The following is a 16,038-nucleotide window of genomic DNA, read 5'->3' as shown; positions in this document are numbered from 1 at the left end:
GCCGGACCCGCGTCCGGCTCACCCCGCGGCGCGCAGCCGGTCCTGCGCCGCCTCCGCCTCGTGGAACCGGTAGGTGTTCCGGCCCCCGCCCTTCGCCCGGTAGAGCGCCACGTCGGCCCGGCGGATCAGATCGTCCTCGTCGAGCCCGTCCTCCGGCGCGACCGCGATGCCGATGCTCACCCCGACGACGACCTGCATCTCCTTCAGCCGCAGGGGCTCGCGCACGGCGTCGATCAGCCGCTCGGCGACCCGGCCGGAGCGCTCGCGCGGCTGGTGGCCCGGCAGCAGCACGGCGAACTCGTCGCCGCCCAGGCGCGCGACCGTGTCGCTCGCCCGCAGGGTCGCCCGGATGCGGTCCGCCACCTCGCGCAGGAGCGCGTCGCCGATCGGGTGGCCGAGGCTGTCGTTGACCGCCTTGAAGCCGTCGAGATCGAGGCAGAGCACCGCGCAGGGGACGCCGCGGCTGCGGGTCTCGGCGAGGTGGCGCGCGAGGCGCTCCTGGAACAGCAGGCGGTTGGGCAATCCGGTGAGCGGGTCGTGGCTCGCCAGATGGGCCGCGCGCGCCTCGGCCTCCTTGCGGTGCGTGATGTCGAGATGAGTCCCCACCATCGTGAGCGGCGCGCCGGCCGGGCTGCGGCGCATCACCCGGCCGCGGGCGAGGATCCACGCGTAGGTGCCGTTCCGGTGCCGCAGCCGCTGCTCGCAGACGAAGGCGGGCTCGCGCCCCTCGAGATGGGCGGCGAGCTGCCGCAGCACCCGCGGGCGGTCCTCCGGATGGCAGAGCTGCTCCCAGCTCTCCCGCGTCCCGGCGAGTTCCCCCGGCGCGTAGCCGAGCATCGCCAGCCAGCGGTCCGAGAACCAGATCTCCCCGCTCGCCAGGTTCCAGTCCCAGTGCCCGTCGGTGCCGCTGTCGAGGGCGAAGGCGAGGCGCTCCTCGCTCGCCCGCAGCGCCGCCGCGCTGGCGCGCAGGGCCGCTTCCGCGCGGCAGCGCTCGGTCACCTCCTCGTAGGTCGCGAGGAAGCCCCCGTCGGCGACCTGCGCGTGGGAGATCGCCACGATCCGATCCGGCGCCACCGCCTGGTGGTAGAGGGGAGACGGCCCGGATCGGCCGGCGCCGCCGTGGAAGGCCGCGAGGGCGTCCCGCTCGCCCTGCGTGGGGCAGAGCGCCCGCAGCACCTCCTCCAGCGTATCGCCGACGGCGAGGTCGTCGGGACCGAGCCGGTAGATCTCCCGCACGCGCCGGTTCGCGATGACGAGCCGGCCGGCGGGATCGAACAGGCACAGGCCCTGCGACATTGCCGCGAGGGCGGCGTCGAACTGCGCCGTCTGGCGCGTGAGATCCTCCTCGCGCCCGCGGAGCGCCCGGTTGGCGAGCCGCAGCCGCTCGGCCACCAGCGCCGCCGCCGCGAAGCCGAGGATCGTCGTCGCGGTGACGACGATGCCGAGGGCGAGCGGGCCGCCGCGCTGCTCCCGGCGCGGCGCGGCCGCCTCCGGACCCGCGCCCGCCGCGGGGCTCGCGGCCAGGGAGAGCGCCGCGAGCCCGGCCGCGGCCCGCGCGGCCGCACCGCGCCGCGGCCGGGCCGGCTCGCCGGGACGGCCGAGGCAGAGGCCTGCCGCCACGCGGGCGATGAGCGGCACCCGTCCGTGGTGCCGCCCGGTCGAGCAGAGGATGTCGCGCCCCATATCCGCCGTGTTCCGCCATCGAGCCGAGCCCGAGGCGTAGCGGCCAGCCATTAACATCCGATCATTCACTCAAATTCGAGTAAGTCTCGGTGCGGGAATACGATGGATTTTGATCCTAACTCAGCAATGGCAAGCAACACAGCGCAATATTTAACCAGACTATCGGCCATTCCGACGGCGAATTCGTTGGGAATGGAAGTGCTGCGCGACCGATCCGAGCAGTCGCGGGCGCGCGGAGCGGCCGAACCGCGATGACGACGGGCGGCCCCGCCCGGGCGCGGCGAGGCGCCCATCTCGGTCCGGCCGAGCGGCGTCGGCCCAGCGCCCCCGCCGTCGCCGGAGACTGACGATGGATCCTCGGACCCGGTCGCGCAGGGGACGTGCACGACTTCCGGCGATCGCGTCGGCGCGGCCGACGGCAATGTTCGGGTGATGTGCTGACCGCACCCTGACCGCTCATCCCGTCTCACCGGATCACCGTTCGGGCTGCTTCGAGGCTCGCGTTGCGCGCACCTCAGCAGGGGGAACGGTGCGAGGGCGATCGGCGTCCGGCCGCATGGCCCGGTCTTCGCGGTCGATCCAGGCCCTCGACCTCGTGCAAGCCGTCATCCCGGCAGGGTCGTCCTGCCGGGGGTCGAGGGATGGTCGACCGCTCACCCCTCGGTCGCCAGGAGCGCCGCGTCGCCCCCGGCCGCGGCGGTGTTGACCGTGACGGTCTGCTCGGTGGCGAAGCGCGCGAGGTAGTGCGGCCCGCCGGCCTTCGGACCCGTGCCGGAGAGGCCGCTGCCGCCGAAGGGCTGCACGCCCACCACCGCCCCGATGATGTTGCGGTTGACGTAGACGTTGCCGGTGGAGAGCCGGTCCACCACCCGGGCGACCGTCGCCTCGATGCGCGAATGGACGCCGAGGGTGAGCCCGTAGCCGGTGGCCTCGATCGCCTCCAGGACCCGGTCGAGATCCGCCGCCGCGTAGCGGGCGACGTGCAGGATCGGCCCGAACACCTCCTCGCGCAGGGCTTCGGGACCGGGGATCTCGTAGATCTGGGGCGCCACGTAGAAGCCGCCCGCCGGGGCCTCGCCGACGTGGTGCGGGCGGGCCGAGCGCCGCATGGCGGCCGCGTGCGCGTCGAGCCGCGCCTTGGCCTCCCCGTCGATCACCGGGCCGATCTGCACGGCCGGGTCGCGGGGATCGCCGAGGCGCAGCTCCCGGGCCGCGCCCGCGATCATGCGGATCATCCGGTCGGCGACGTCCTCCTGCACCAGGAGCAGGCGCAGGGCCGAGCAGCGCTGACCGGCGGAGCGGAAGGCCGAGGTGACGACGTCGTCCGCGACCTGCTCGGGCAGGGCCGTCGCGTCGACCAGCATCGCGTTGATGCCGCCGGTCTCGGCGATCAGCGGCACGATCGGGCCGTCCTTGGCGGCGAGCGCGCGGTTGATGGCGCGCGCCACCTCGGTCGAGCCCGTGAAGGCGACGCCCGCCACGGCCGGATGGGCGACGAGCCGCGCGCCCACCGCGCCGTCCCCGGGCACGAACTGCAGGGCGGCGGGCGGGATGCCGGCGCCGTGGAGGAGGCGCACGGCCTCGGCGGCGACGAGGGGGGTCTGCTCGGCGGGCTTGGCCACCACGGCGTTGCCGGCCATCAGGGCCGCGGCGACCTGCCCGGTGAAGATGGCGAGCGGGAAGTTCCAGGGCGAGATCGCCACGAACACGCCCCGGCCGCGCAGGGCGAGGCGGTTGCTCTCCCCGGCCGGCCCCGGCAGGGCGAGGGGCTCGCCGAACAGGCGCCGTCCCTCGCAGGCGTAGTAGCGGCAGAAATCCACCGCCTCGCGCAGCTCGGCCTGGGCGTCGTCGAGGGTCTTGCCGGCCTCGGCCTGGAGCAGGTGGAGGAGCCGTCCGCGCGCCGCCTCCAGCGCGTCGGCGGCGCGGTCGAGCGCGGCGGCGCGGCTCTCGGCCGGCACGCGGCTCCAGCTCCGGAACCCCGCGCGCGCCGCCGCGACGGCCCGGTCGGCGGTCTCCGGGGAGGCTTCCGCGACGCGGCCGAGAGGGCCCCCGTCGATCGGGCTGAGGACCGGGCGCGCGGCCCCGGCCTCGGCGCGGCCGTCGACGAGCGGCGCGGCCTCGCCCGGGCCGGCGGCCGCGCGGATCTCGCCGAGCAGCGCCGCGAGGGCGCGCCGATCCCCGAACTCGACGCCCGCGGAGTTCGCACGGTCGGGGGCGAACAGGTCGCGCGCCCGGCGCAGACCCGCGTGGCGGGCCTGCTCGGGCGCGCCGACGCTCTCGGCCGGCCGGCGCAGCAGCGTCGCCACCGGCACCGCGGGATCCGCCGCCTGCGAGACGAAGGAGGAATTGGCCCCGTTCTCCAGGAGGCGGCGCACCAGGTAGGCGAGGAGGTCGCGGTGGCCCCCGACGGGCGCGTAGGTGCGGCAGGCCGTCCCGGGCACGGCCGCGAGCAGGTGCGCGTAGAGCGCCTCGCCCATGCCGTGCAGGCGCTGGAACTCGTAGCTGCCCGGATCGGGCCCCGCCCGCTCGACGATGGAGGCGACCGTGAGCGCGTTGTGGGTGGCGAATTGCGGGAAGAGCCGCGGCCGGTGCGCCAGCAGCCGCTCGGCGGCCGCGAGGTAGTTCAGGTCCGTCATGCTCTTGCGGGTGAAGACGGGGAAGTCGGCAAGCCCCCGCTCCTGGGCGCGCTTCACCTCGGTGTCCCAGTAGGCGCCCTTGACGAGGCGGACCATCAGGCGCCGGTCCAGGCGCTCGGCCAGCAGCGCCACGTGGTCGATCACCGCCAGGCAGCGCTTCTGATAGGCCTGGACCGCGAGGCCGAACCCGTCCCAGCCGGCGAGGGAGGGATCGGCCAGCACCGCCGCGACGACGTCGAGGGAGAGTTCGAGCCGGTCCGCCTCCTCGGCATCGACCGTGAAGTTGAGGTCGTGGGCGCGGGCCGCCCGCGCCAGGGAGAGCAGCACCGGCACGAGTTCGTCCATCACCCGGCCGCGGCTCAGGGGCTCGTAGCGCGGGTTCAGGGCCGAGAGCTTGACCGAGATGCCGGGCCGGTCCGGCAGCGGCCGGTTGCCGGCGGCGCGGCCGATCGCCTCGATCGCCGCCCGGTAGGCCTCCGCGTAGCCGGCCGCGTCCTCGGCCGTGCGCGCCCCCTCCCCGAGCATGTCGAAGGAGTAGCGGTAGAGCCGGCCCTGACCGCTGCCGGCGCGCTTGAGCGCCGCCTCGATCGTCTCGCCGAGGACGAAGTGGTTGCCCATCACCCGCATGGCCTGGCGCGCGGCCTGGCGCACGGCGGGCAGGCCGAGGCGGCGGGCGAGGCCGTGCAGGATGCCCTCGGGGGTCTCGCCGGGCTGGATGATCCGGGCCGAGAGGCCGAGGGCCCAGGCGGAGGCGTGGACGAGCAGCGCCTCCGAGCGGGTGGCGTGGAGGTCGAAGCCCCCGAGCCGCAGCTTGTCCTCGATCAGCCGGTCGGCGGTGGCGGCGTCCGGCACCCGCAGCAGCGCCTCGGCCAGCACCATCAGGGCGAGGCCCTCCTTGGTGGACAGCGCGTATTCGCGCAGCAGCGCCTCGACGCCGCCGATCCGCCCGGCCTCGGCCCGGATCGCCCCGACGAGGTCGCGGGCGAGGGCATCGACCCGCGCCTCGCGGGAAGGCGGCAGGGCGGCGCCCGCGAAGAGGGCGCGCGCGAGGGCGACGTCGTCGGAGGCGTAGGGGGCCTGGAAGAGCGGAAGCGGGGCGGGCATCGGGGGGACCCTGGGAGAGCGGCGAGTCCCAGCCTAACCCCGGTGACGCCGCCGTTCGACGGCGATAAACCCGGCCGAGGCGCCGGATCGGCGGCAATAGGAGCATTCGGCCGTGACATCCGCGGGAGGACTCGACCGCACCGACAGGCGGATCCTCGGCGTGCTGCAGCGGGAGGGGCGGATCGCCACCGTGGACCTCGCGGAGCGGATCGGGCTGTCCCCGACCGCGACCGGGGAGCGGCTGCGGCGCCTGCAGAAGGAGGGGGTCATCACCGGCTTCGGCGCGCGGCTCGACCCGCACCGGCTCGGCCTCAGCCTCCTCGTCTTCGTGGAAGTCTCCCTCGACAAGACGACCCCGGACATCTTCGCGCGCTTCGCCGCGGCCGTGCGGCGGGCGCCGGAGGTGCTGGAGTGCCACATGGTCGGGGGCGGCTTCGACTACCTCGTCAAGACCCGGGTCGCCGACATGCCGGCCTATCGCCGCTTCCTCGGCGAGGTGCTGCTCGCCCTGCCGGGCGTGACCGAGACGCGCACCTACGCGGTGATGGAGGAGGTCAAGAGCGACGGCCTTCTGCCGCTGTAGGGCAGGTCTGTCCCCGCGAGCGTGACAAGGGCGCGCCGGGCTGGCAGGAAGGCGCGTCCGTTCCGGAGACTGCCGTGACGTCAGCCAATTCCCGCACCGCCGACCACCCGATCGATCCCCTCTTCCTCGAGCGCTGGTCGCCCCGCGCCTTCACGGGCGAGGCGCTGACGCGGGCCGACCTCCTCACCATGATCGAGGCGGCGCGCTGGGCCCCGTCGAGCTACAATTCGCAGCCCTGGCGCTTCGTCTACGCGCTGCGCGACACGCCCGAATGGGGCCCGCTCTTCGACCTGCTCGTGCCCTTCAACCAGGGCTGGGTGAAGGGCGCGGGGGCGCTGCTGTTCCTGGTCTCGAACCAGATGATGAACACCAAGGACGGGCTCCAGCCCTCCTGGAGCGCCTCCTTCGACACCGGCACCGCCTCGGCCCTGTTCCAGCTCCAGGCGATCAAGCTCGGCTGGCACGCCCACGGCATGACCGGCTTCGACAAGGAGCGGGCGCCGGTCGCGCTCAACCTGCCGGCGAACCACCGCGTCGAGGCCGCTTTCGCGGTCGGGCGCCGGTCCGATCCGGCGACGCTGCCGGAGGAGCTGCGCGCCCGCGAGACCCCGAACGGCCGCCACCCGATCGGCGACTTCGCCTTCGCGGGCGCCTTCCCGGCGCGCGAGGCGTGAGCGCGGCCGCCACCTACGAGGCGTTCCGCTCCGGGTTCCGCTGGCGGATCCCGGAGCGCTACAACATCGCGGTCGACGTCTGCGACCGCTGGGCGGCGGCGGATCCGCAGCGACCGGCCCTCCTCGACGTCTCGGCGGACGGCCGGGTCGAGACCTGGAGCTTCGCGGCCCTGCGCGAGGCCTCCGACCGCTTCGCCAACGCGCTCCGGGCGCTCGGAATCGCCCGCGGCGACCGGGTGGCGGTGCTGCTGCCGCAATCGCCCGCCGTGCTGATCGCGCATCTCGCGGTCTACAAGCTCGGGGCCGTGGCGCTGCCGCTCGCGGTGGTGTTCGGCCCGGACGCGCTCCTCCACCGCCTCGGCGATTCCGGGGCGAAGGCCGTCGTCACCCATGCGGGCGGGGTCGCCAAGCTCCTGCCCCTGCGCGACGCGCTGCCCGAGCTCGCCCTCGTCGTCTCGACGGACGGGCCGGGGGACGGCGCGCTCGGCTTCGCCGCGCTCCTGGAGGCCGCCGCGCCGGCCCTCGCACCGGTCGAGACCGGCCCCGACGACCCGGCGCTGATGATCTACACCTCGGGCACGACGGGGCCGCCCAAGGGCGCGCTCCACGGGCACCGGGTGCTGCTCGGCCACCTGCCGGGCTTCGCCATGATGCATGACTTCATGCCGCGCCCGGGCGACCGGATGTGGACCCCGGCCGACTGGGCCTGGGCCGGCGGCCTCCTCAACGCGCTGCTGCCGAGCCTGCATCACGGGGTGGCGGTGGTGGCGCGCAAGGCCGAGAAGTTCGAGCCCGAGGAGGCGCTGCGGCTGATCGCGGACCACGCGGTCGCCAACGCCTTCGTGCCGCCGACGGCCCTGCGGATGCTGCGCACGGTGGCGCGGCCGCGCGCCCGGTTCGACCTCTCGCGCCTGCGCACCCTCGCCTCGGCGGGGGAGATGCTCGGGCCGGAGACCTTCGCCTGGGCGCGGGACGCCCTCGGCCTGACGGTCAACGAGGCCTACGGCCAGACCGAGTGCAACCTCGTCCTGGCCTCCTGCGCGGCGCTCGGCCTCGCCCGGGCCGGCTCGACGGGCAAGCCCGTCCCGGGCCACCGGGTCGCGGTGATCCGCCCGGACGGGACGGCGGCGGATCCCGACGAGATCGGCCAGATCGCGGTGGCGCGGCCCGACCCGGTGATGTTCCTGGGCTACTGGCGCGACGAGGCGGCGACCGCGCGGAAATTCCTCGGTGACTGGATGACGACGGGCGACCAGGGGCGGGTGGACGCGGACGGCTACGTGCACTTCGTCGGGCGCGACGACGACGTCATCACCTCGTCGGGCTACCGGATCGGGCCGGGCGAGATCGAGGATTGCCTCCTGCGCCATCCGGCGGTGGCCCTCGCGGCGGCGGTGGGCAAGCCCGATCCGGTGCGGACCGAGATCGTCAAGGCCTTCGTGGTGCTGCGGCCCGGCTTCGCCGCCTCCGCCGCGCTGGCGACCGAGATCCAGGATTTCGTGCGCCGGCACCTCTCGGCCCACGAATATCCCCGCGAGATCGCGTTCCGCTCCAGCCTGCCGCTCACCACGACGGGGAAGATCATCCGGAGGGTGCTGCGGGACGAGGGCTGAGCCGGAGGTGGCCCGGCCCGGTCGGGAGGGCGGATCTCGGAGATCTCCCCCTCCTCACGCCGAGGCACGCGCGAAGCCGGCCTCGAAGCAGCCCGAACGCTCATCCAACCGGATCGGAGACCTCGCGGCCCTGCTCCGCGTCTCGCGTGTCGGGAGGATCCTCGATCGCCTCCGTCCGAGCACGGGAAGGAGGGAGAGCGCCGGACGCGCCCTCACCCCGCGCAGCGCGCCTCCGCCGTCAGCGCCCGCCGCACGGTCGCGCGCATGTCGGCCAGGGTGAAGGGCTTGGTGAGCACGTCCGACACGATGGCGTCGAGGCCGCGGGCGCGCTCGCGCTGGTCGGCGAAGCCGGTCATCAGCAGGATGGTGAGTTGCGGATAGTCGCGCTTGGCCGCCAGCGCCAGCGCGATGCCGTCCATCAGCGGCATGCGGATGTCGGTCAGCATCAGGTCGAAGGCGCCCTCCGCCTCCGACAGGCGGTCGAGCCCGTCGCTGCCGTCGACCGCCGTCACCACCGAATGCCCGTCCATCTCGAGGCCCCGCTTGAGAAAGCCCCGGATCGACTCCTCGTCGTCGACAAGCAGGATGGTCGCCATGTCCTTCAACTCTCGGCCGCGGGAGCGAATCGCTTCATCTTGTGTCAAGTCCGCGCAACAGCCAAGGTTTCACGCGGCCGGCGACGTTGCGGCGCGATCGAACAGGTCGGGCTCGCCGTCGCCGTAATCGACCAAGCCCACGAAGGGCAATTGCCGGAAGGCGTGCGCCACGTCCATCCCGTAGCCGACCACGAACACGTCCGGGCAGATGAAGCCGACGTAATCCGCGTCGATCGTCACGGCGCGCTTGCCGGGCTTCTCCAGCAGGACCGTGGTCAGCACCCGCCGGGCGCCGCGGGCCATCAGCAGGTCCTTGGCGTAGACGAGGGTGCGGCCCGATTCCAGGATGTCGTCGATCAGCAGGACGTCGCGGCCGCGCACCTCGCTCTCGACGTCGCGCAGGATCGCCACCTGACCGGAGGAGACCGTGGCGGCCCGGTAGCTCGACAGGTGGATGAACTCCACCTGCGGGCTGAGCCCGGCCCGGTGCAGGGCGCGGATCAGGTCGGCCGCGAACATGAAGCTGCCCTTGAGGACCGCGACGACCAGGAGATCCTTGAGCGGCTCGGCCGCGATGGCGCGCGCCATCTCCTCGTTGCGCTGCGCGATCGCCGCCTCCTCGAACAGGACGCGGACGCGGGGAAGGACCGGAGATGTCATCGGGTCTCATTCGTGGACGAAGGCTGCGTCCCTACGCTGACCGCAGAATTCTCCGTGTCAACCGCGGCGAATCGGACCAGGACGCGCCGCGCCCGGGCGGGGGGAGTCGCCAATTCGGCCCGAAACCGGGCCGATTCCTGCGGTTCGAGCCGCTCGCGCGGGGCCTCGGCGGTCCAGCGGTAGACGACCTGGCCGGCCTCGTCGCGCAGTTCCAGGGCGAGCGGCGGCACCGGGCGGGGAGTGGCGGCGGCGCTCACGAGGTCGCCCTCGACGACGAGCCGGCCCTCGGCCGCCCCCTCGGCCGGCAGCTGGAAGGCGACCACGTCGCGGAAATCGAGGCCGCGCAGGTTCACCGGCAGCCCGATGGCGGCGTAGAGGCGGGCGGTCTGCGGCAGGGCGCGCACCACGCCGGCGCGACCGATCACGGCGGCCCCGAGCAGGGCAAGGCCGAGGAGGAGGACGCAGCCCGCCAGGAACCGCAGCGGCGGCCGCGGCCCGGGGGCCGGGGGGCGCGGCGGCGCGGGGGGCGGCGGCGCGGCGGTGAACACCGCCTCGCCCGGGGGCGACAACTCCCCTGCCTCGGCACGCGGCGGGGCCACGAACCAGGAGGCGCGGCAGGCCGCGCAGCGCACCGTGCGCCCCTGCGGCCCGACGCGGTCGGGTGCGAGCCGGTACTCGGCCGCGCAGGCCGGGCAGACGATCAGCATGGCAACTCGCGACAAGACCTGCAGGGCCGGATATCCCCGGTTCTCTCGCGCCAGCGTTAAGGCATGGTAAAGCGGCCGGCGCCGGCGCGGCGCCTGCAGCGCGCGGTGCGTGCAGGGCCATGGGGCCGCGCGCAACGCCCGCGCAAGGTCCGGCGGGCAGGGACCGGGAGTGGCAATGGGGAGCGCATGGCAGCCGGACCATACAGGGTGACGGGCGAGAGCCTCCTCTCCGGGATGGAAGAACCCGTCGTCCGGTTCGAGAACGTGGGCATGCGCTACGGGCTCGGCCCCGAGGTGCTGAGCGACATCAGCTTCACGATCGCCCCGCACTCCTTCCAGTTCCTCACGGGCCCCTCGGGCGCCGGCAAGACGACGCTCCTGCGCCTGATCCTGCTCTCGGCGCGGCCGAGCCGCGGGCTCGTGTCGGTCTTCGGGGAGGAGGTGAGCGGCATCTCGAGCCGGGCGCTCACCGGCCTGCGGCGGCGGATGGGCGTCGTCTTCCAGGATTTCCGCCTGCTCGACCACCTCACCACCTACGAGAACGTGGCGCTGCCGCTGCGGGTGCAGGGCCGCGCGGAGGCGAGCTACCGGGCCGAGGTGGTGGAGCTGCTGCGCTGGGTCGGGCTCGGCGAGCGGATGCACGTGCTCCCTCCCCTGCTCTCGGGCGGCGAGAAGCAGCGCGCGGCGATCGCCCGCGCCCTCATCGCGCGTCCCGAATTGCTGCTCGCCGACGAGCCCACCGGCAACGTCGACCCGCAGCTCGGGCGGCGCCTGCTGCGGCTGTTCATCGAACTGAACCGCCTCGGCACGTCGGTGCTGATCGCGACCCACGACTACGCGCTGATGGACCTGGTCGATGCGAGGCGCCTCATCCTGGGCGACCGTCACCTGCGGATCGAGGAGTGAGCGCGCCATGACCGATGCGGCGTCGCCGGTGCGGAGCAGGAAGGCGGAGGAGCTGCCGGCGGGCCTGCGCCGGGACGCGCCCCTCGTCCCCACGGATTCGAGCGCGAGCCGCGCCCTCGCCGCGGTGATCGCCATCCTGACCTTCCTCGCCGCGCTCTGCGCGGGCGCCGCCGAGATCGTGGCGTCGAGCGCCGCCCAATGGCAGGGGGCGGTGGCCAACGAGGTGACGATCCAGGTCCGGCCCGGCCCCGGGCGCGACACGGAGGCGGACGTCGCCAAGGCCCTCGACCTCGCCCGCGCGGCGCGGGGCATCGCCGAGGCGCGGGCCCTGTCGAAGGGAGATTCGGAGCGCCTGCTCGAGCCCTGGCTCGGCAGCGGGCTCGACCTCGGCGACCTGCCGGTGCCGCGCCTCATCGCGGTGCGGCTCGCGGGCGATCCGCCGGCCGACCTGCCCGCCCTGCGCGAGCGCCTCCGGCAGACTCTGCCGGGGGTCGCGAGCCTCGACGATCACGCGCTCTGGATCTCGCGCCTGTCCACGATGGCGACCACTTTCGTGGGGGTGGGGGTGGCGATCGTCGCCCTCGTCCTCCTGGCGACCGGCCTCGCCGTCACCTTCGCGACCCGGGGCGCCATGGCGGGCAACCGCGAGGTGGTGGAGGTGCTCCACTTCGTCGGCGCCGACGACGATTTCATCGCGCGCGAGTTCCAGCGCCGCTTCTTCCGCCTCGGCCTGCGCGGCGGGGGGATCGGCGCCGGGGCGGCGATCGGCGCCCTCGCCCTCGGCGGGATCATCGCCCGGTTCTGGCGCACCAGCCCGGCGGGCGAGGAGATCGAGGCGCTGTTCGGCGGCTTCGAGATCGGCTGGCGCGGCTATGCCAGCGTCCTCCTGATCGGCGTCATCGCGTCGATCGTCACCGGCATCGTCTCCCGGGTGACGGTGCGGCGCTTCCTCGACTGACGAGATGTCCCCGCGATTCCCCGAACGAACCCCGCGATGACCCGTTGCCTCCGACCCGCCGCAATCGGCACTATCCTCGGGCCTACGGGATGATGAGGCGGATGAAGCGCGCAATGTGGACGCGAGGCGCCGATGCGGCCGCGCAGGACTGGACCGGAGCGGATCCGGCTGTCCGGCCGCGGCGCTGGCGGCGCGCCCTCCTCGGCCTCCTCGCCCTCGGCGGCGTCGGGGCGGCCGCCCTCGCGGGCGGGTTCCTGGTCTTCGTGGGCGGCCTCGCGCGCACCGAGCAGCAGCCCTATGCCCGGGCGGACGGGATCGTGGTCCTCACCGGGGGCGCGCAGCGCATCGGCGACGCCATCGACCTGCTGGCGGCCGGCTTCGGCCGGCGCCTGCTCATCACCGGCGTGAACGAGCGGACCAGCCGGGACGAGATCGCGCGGCTCAATCCGGGCCAGCAGCACCTGATCTCCTGCTGCGTCGACCTCGACTACCGGGCGCGCAACACGATCGGCAACGCCATCGAGACGCGGCGCTGGATGCGCGAGAACGGCTTCCGCACGATCGCGGTCGTGACCTCGAACTACCACATGCCGCGCACGCTGCTCGAACTCGACCACGCCCTGACGAGCGGCGACCGCGTGGTGCCGCACCCGGTCGTGCACGAGGGGTTCGACGCCGATGCGTGGTGGCACCACCCGGCCTCGGCGCGGCTCCTCGCCTCCGAATACGTCAAGTTCCTGGTGGCGTGGCTGCGCACCCGCATCGAGGCGGATCCCGAGGATTCCCGCGCCGCCGTGCTGATGAGCCGGGGGCGGCCGGTCAAGGTCGTGGCCGAGCCGCTCCTGCGCTGAGCCGCCGCGACTTGCCGCCTTGCCGCTACTTGCCGCGGCAGCGGCTGCGCAGCAGGTCGCTGAATTCGCGCTCGGATCCCTGCACCTGGGCGAGGCGCTCGGCCCGCTCCTGGCCGGCGAGGCAGCGCCCGTAGACGCTGGCGGCCCGCCGCATCGTGTCGACGTGCTGGCGCCAGCCGCGGCAGCGGTCGGCCTCGTTGTCCCCGAGCGCGTCGAGCCGGTCGAGGGCGACGCGCTGGGAGGATTGCGCGACGAGGAGGTCGCGCGCGCAGGTCCCCTCCGCCGCCGCGGCGGGGCCGGGCAAGAGGAGCAGGCCCAAGGGAAGCAAGGTTAAGCGAAGCAGGGCCAAGCGGAGCAGGGCCAAGCGGAGCAGGGCCAAGCGGCGCAGGGAGCGGGGCATCGGCCGCCCGCGTCAGGCGGCCCGCGGGGCCGGCGCCTGCGTCAGCAGCGCGTAGAGCGCGTCGCCGTCGCGGGCCGCCCGCATCCGGTCGATGATCCCGGGCTCGCGCAGCACCCGGGCCACCCGGGCCAGGGCCTTGAGGTGGTCGGCCCCCGCCCCCTCGGGGGCGAGGAGCAGGAAGGCGATGTCCACGGGCTGCCCGTCGAGCGCCTCGAAATCCACCGGCTTCTCCAAGCGGGCGACGAGGCCGAAGAGGTGGTCGAGCCCCGGCAGCTTGCCGTGCGGGATCGCCACGCCCTCGCCGATCCCGGTCGAGCCGAGCCGCTCGCGCTGCAGCAGCGTCTCGAAGATCTCCCGCTCGTCGAGCCCGGGCAGGTGCTTGCCGGCCTGGACCGCAAGCTCCTGCAGGACCTGCTTCTTGCCGGGCGCACGCAACGCCGGGAGGACGGCCTCCGGCTTGAGAAATTCCAGCAATGGCATCGAGACCGCTGCCTCATCGACGGGACGGAACGGTCCCGCTTGCTCCCCAGGACCGGAGGCAAGCCGTGGGCCGGTTCGCCCGGTCACGGAGTGCCGCGTTCGGGCGGATCGATCCAGCCGATCGCGCCGTCGGATCGACGGTATACGACGTTGACCCGATCGGTGCCAGCATGAACGAAGACCAGGACGGGCGCGCCTGTGAGATCCAGCTCCACCACCGCCTCGCTCACCGAGCGGCGGTGCAGGGCGCGGGTGCTCTCCGCGATCACCGGCGGGTGGTCGCCGGAATCCTCCTCGGGCGCCTCCAGGACCGAGTAGGCCGCCTCCATCACCGCCGTGGGCGGCTCGGCCCGCCGGCCCCCGCCATTGGCGTGGGTTTTGAGCCGGTGCTTGTAGCGGCGCAGGCGGCGCTCGATCCGGTCGGCGGTCTGCTCGAAGCTCGCGTGCGGGTCGTGGGCGCTCGCCGAGGCTTCGAGGGTGATGCCTGAGGCGAGGTGGAGGACGCAGTCGGTGCGGTAGGCGCCCCCGTCCCGGCCCACGGCGACGTGGCCCGAGTAGGAGCCGTCGAAGTACTTCGACAGGGTGGAGGCGAGCCGCTCCTCCACCCGCGACCGCAGGGTCTCCCCCAGGTCCATGCCGCGACCCGACACGCGCAAGCCCGCCATCGATTCCTCCGGTTCTGCCGCCGCCGACCCGGGCGGAAGCCCGGGAGGCGGTGGTTGAAGAGCTAAGAATCGCCCGATGCGAAGTCAACGCGCCACCGGCCGCAGCGTCACCGGCCGGCTCCCCGCGGCCGGGGAGACCCCGGCGGCGCCCGGCTCAGGCACGATTCAGGCTGACGTCGAGGGCGGGCCGGTGATTCAGGGTCTGGAACACCACGCAGTAGCGCTCGGTGAGTTTCAGGAGCTGGTCGATCTTCTCCTGGGGCGCGTCGCTCTCGACCTCGAAGGCGAGGCGGATCGCCCGGAAGCCGACCGGGGCCTCCTTGTCGACCCCGAGCGTGCCGCGGAAGTCGAGGTCGCCCTCGGCCCTGACCACCCCCTTGCGGAGGGGGATCTCCAGGGCGGTGGCGACGGCCTTGAGCGTCACGCCCGCGCAGGCGACGAGCGCCTCCAGCAGCATGTCGCCCGAGCAGAGTTCGGCGCCCGAGCCGCCGCTGGCCGGGTGCAGCCCCGCCACCGCGAGGGCCCGGCCGGTCTCGACCTTGCAGGCGATGGCGGTGTCGTCGAGGGAGCCCTGCGCCTTCAGGGTGATGATGGCGGCGTCCGGATCCGCGCGGTAGCGGTCCTTGATCGGGGCCTGCAGGGCGCGAAGCGCGGTGGCGTCCATGGCGTCTCCTCGGGATCGGTCGATGAAGTTGTAGGCGACCGGCCTTACCACCTCGGCGGCGCGCGAGGCCAGCCTCACCACCAATGGGCGGCGGCCTCCGCCCGGTCGCCGCGCGCCTCCCCGGGCGGGCGCAGGGAGCGGTCGAGGCTCGCCAGGATGCTGCGCACCGCCGCCTCGCTGCCGGGCGAGGTCGGCTGGCGGGGACGGCTCAGCGGCAGCGGGATCGCGTCGTCGATGCGCCCGGGCTTGGGCCGCAGCACCACGGCCCGGTCGGCGAGCGCCACCGCCTCGGAGACGTCGTGGGTGACGATCAGCACGGTCGGGCGGCTCTCCTCCCAGAGGGCGAGGAGGTGCTTGTGCAGGTCGAGCCGCGTGAAGGCGTCGAGCGCCGAGAAGGGCTCGTCGAGGAGGAGCACCTTCGGGGCGGCCACGAAGGCGCGGGCGATCGCGACCCGCTGCTGCTGCCCGCCGGAGAGTTCCCGCGGCCAGCGCCCGGCATGCTCGGCGAGGCCGACCCGGTCGAGGGCGTGGCCGACGCGCTCCCGCCGCTCGGCCCGGGGCAGGGCCGCGAGGCCGAAGGCGACGTTGTCGGCGACGGTGAGCCAGGGCAGGAGCCGCGGCTCCTGGAACACGATGCCGACGCCCGGATGCGGGCCGCCGATCGCCTCGCCGTCGAGGCTGATCGCCCCGCCGGTCGCCGTGTCGAGCCCGGCGATCAGGCGCAGCAGCGTGGTCTTGCCGCAGCCCGACCCGCCCACCAGGGCGACGATCTCGGCGGCGCGCACCGACAGGGAGATGTCGTGGAGGGCGCGGGTGCCGTCCGCGTAGGTCTTCGAGAGCCGGTCGAGGACGAGCATG

The 16,038-nt window shown here is 74.2% G+C and carries 16 protein-coding genes; 6 read left to right on the top strand and 10 right to left on the bottom strand.

Going from position 1 to position 16,038, the window contains the following annotated elements; all coding sequences use genetic code 11:
* Positions 1–18: 18 nt before the first annotated feature.
* Positions 19–1,683: a diguanylate cyclase domain-containing protein gene (locus tag M446_RS10460; protein ID WP_012332073.1), complete on the bottom strand. Its 1,665-nt coding sequence runs from the start codon at positions 1,681–1,683 to the stop codon at positions 19–21.
* 653 nt (positions 1,684–2,336) lie between these two features.
* On the bottom strand, positions 2,337–5,423 hold the full coding sequence (putA, locus tag M446_RS10455; RefSeq protein ID WP_012332072.1) for a bifunctional proline dehydrogenase/L-glutamate gamma-semialdehyde dehydrogenase PutA: 3,087 nt from the start codon (positions 5,421–5,423) through the stop codon (positions 2,337–2,339).
* A 112-nt stretch (positions 5,424–5,535) separates the two neighbouring features.
* On the opposite strand from putA, the gene M446_RS10450 reads away from it, so the two are divergent.
* The 3 genes from M446_RS10450 to M446_RS10440 all read left to right on the top strand — a co-directional run bounded on the left by M446_RS10450 (position 5,536) and on the right by M446_RS10440 (position 8,293).
* A complete protein-coding gene (locus M446_RS10450) occupies positions 5,536–6,006 on the top strand; it encodes an Lrp/AsnC ligand binding domain-containing protein (protein WP_012332071.1) in 471 nt (156 codons plus the stop codon).
* Positions 6,007–6,080: 74 nt separating this feature from the next.
* Positions 6,081–6,680, top strand: a complete 600-nt coding sequence (locus tag M446_RS10445; RefSeq protein ID WP_012332070.1) for a nitroreductase family protein — start codon at positions 6,081–6,083, stop codon at positions 6,678–6,680.
* On the top strand, positions 6,677–8,293 hold the full coding sequence (locus tag M446_RS10440) for an AMP-binding protein (protein ID WP_012332069.1): 1,617 nt from the start codon (positions 6,677–6,679) through the stop codon (positions 8,291–8,293). Before M446_RS10445 ends, M446_RS10440 begins: the two co-directional genes overlap by 4 nt.
* A gap of 212 nt (positions 8,294–8,505) precedes the next feature.
* Here M446_RS10440 and M446_RS10435 read toward each other — a convergent pair whose 3' ends face one another.
* The 3 genes from M446_RS10435 to M446_RS10425 all read right to left on the bottom strand — a co-directional run bounded on the left by M446_RS10435 (position 8,506) and on the right by M446_RS10425 (position 10,256).
* Complete coding sequence (locus M446_RS10435; RefSeq protein ID WP_012332068.1) at positions 8,506–8,889, bottom strand: response regulator; 384 nt, start codon at positions 8,887–8,889, stop codon at positions 8,506–8,508.
* Between the two features lie 69 nt (positions 8,890–8,958).
* The gene (gene hpt / locus M446_RS10430) at positions 8,959–9,549 is read right to left on the bottom strand and encodes a hypoxanthine phosphoribosyltransferase (RefSeq protein WP_012332067.1); all 591 of its coding nucleotides are present in this window, start codon (positions 9,547–9,549) and stop codon (positions 8,959–8,961) included.
* Complete coding sequence (locus M446_RS10425; protein WP_012332066.1) at positions 9,546–10,256, bottom strand: DUF3426 domain-containing protein; 711 nt, start codon at positions 10,254–10,256, stop codon at positions 9,546–9,548. Before M446_RS10425 ends, hpt begins: the two co-directional genes overlap by 4 nt.
* 186 nt (positions 10,257–10,442) lie before the next feature.
* Between M446_RS10425 and ftsE the strand changes: the two genes are divergently transcribed.
* From ftsE to M446_RS10410, 3 genes are all read left to right on the top strand, one after another.
* A complete protein-coding gene (ftsE, locus tag M446_RS10420; protein WP_043701093.1) occupies positions 10,443–11,162 on the top strand; it encodes a cell division ATP-binding protein FtsE in 720 nt (239 codons plus the stop codon).
* A 7-nt stretch (positions 11,163–11,169) separates the two neighbouring features.
* Positions 11,170–12,120 (top strand): cell division protein FtsX, encoded by a 951-nt coding sequence (locus M446_RS10415; RefSeq protein WP_012332064.1) that lies wholly within the window; start codon positions 11,170–11,172, stop codon positions 12,118–12,120.
* Positions 12,121–12,233: 113 nt separating this feature from the next.
* On the top strand, positions 12,234–12,971 hold the full coding sequence (locus M446_RS10410) for a YdcF family protein (RefSeq protein WP_012332063.1): 738 nt from the start codon (positions 12,234–12,236) through the stop codon (positions 12,969–12,971).
* 25 nt (positions 12,972–12,996) lie between these two features.
* Here the strand turns inward: M446_RS10410 and M446_RS10405 are convergent, their stop codons facing one another.
* From M446_RS10405 to M446_RS10385, 5 genes are all read right to left on the bottom strand, one after another.
* Positions 12,997–13,371: a hypothetical protein gene (locus tag M446_RS10405; protein ID WP_012332062.1), complete on the bottom strand. Its 375-nt coding sequence runs from the start codon at positions 13,369–13,371 to the stop codon at positions 12,997–12,999.
* Positions 13,372–13,383: 12 nt separating this feature from the next.
* Positions 13,384–13,851, bottom strand: coding sequence for a PTS IIA-like nitrogen regulatory protein PtsN (gene ptsN, locus M446_RS10400; RefSeq protein ID WP_012332061.1), 468 nt, complete (start codon positions 13,849–13,851; stop codon positions 13,384–13,386).
* Positions 13,852–13,934: 83 nt separating this feature from the next.
* Entirely contained in the window at positions 13,935–14,516 is a 582-nt protein-coding gene (gene hpf / locus M446_RS10395) for a ribosome hibernation-promoting factor, HPF/YfiA family (protein ID WP_012332060.1), read from the bottom strand.
* 154 nt (positions 14,517–14,670) lie between these two features.
* Positions 14,671–15,180: an OsmC family protein gene (locus M446_RS10390; RefSeq protein ID WP_012332059.1), complete on the bottom strand. Its 510-nt coding sequence runs from the start codon at positions 15,178–15,180 to the stop codon at positions 14,671–14,673.
* Positions 15,181–15,254: 74 nt separating this feature from the next.
* On the bottom strand, positions 15,255–16,037 hold the full coding sequence (locus tag M446_RS10385; RefSeq protein ID WP_012332058.1) for an ABC transporter ATP-binding protein: 783 nt from the start codon (positions 16,035–16,037) through the stop codon (positions 15,255–15,257).
* Position 16,038 lies beyond the last annotated feature (1 nt).

This window comes from Methylobacterium sp. 4-46 (assembly GCF_000019365.1).
In the GTDB taxonomy this organism is placed as follows: Bacteria; Pseudomonadota; Alphaproteobacteria; order Rhizobiales; family Beijerinckiaceae; genus Methylobacterium.
The sequence above is the reverse complement of the archived record's forward strand: the minus strand, read 5'-3'. Positions and strand labels throughout refer to the sequence as shown.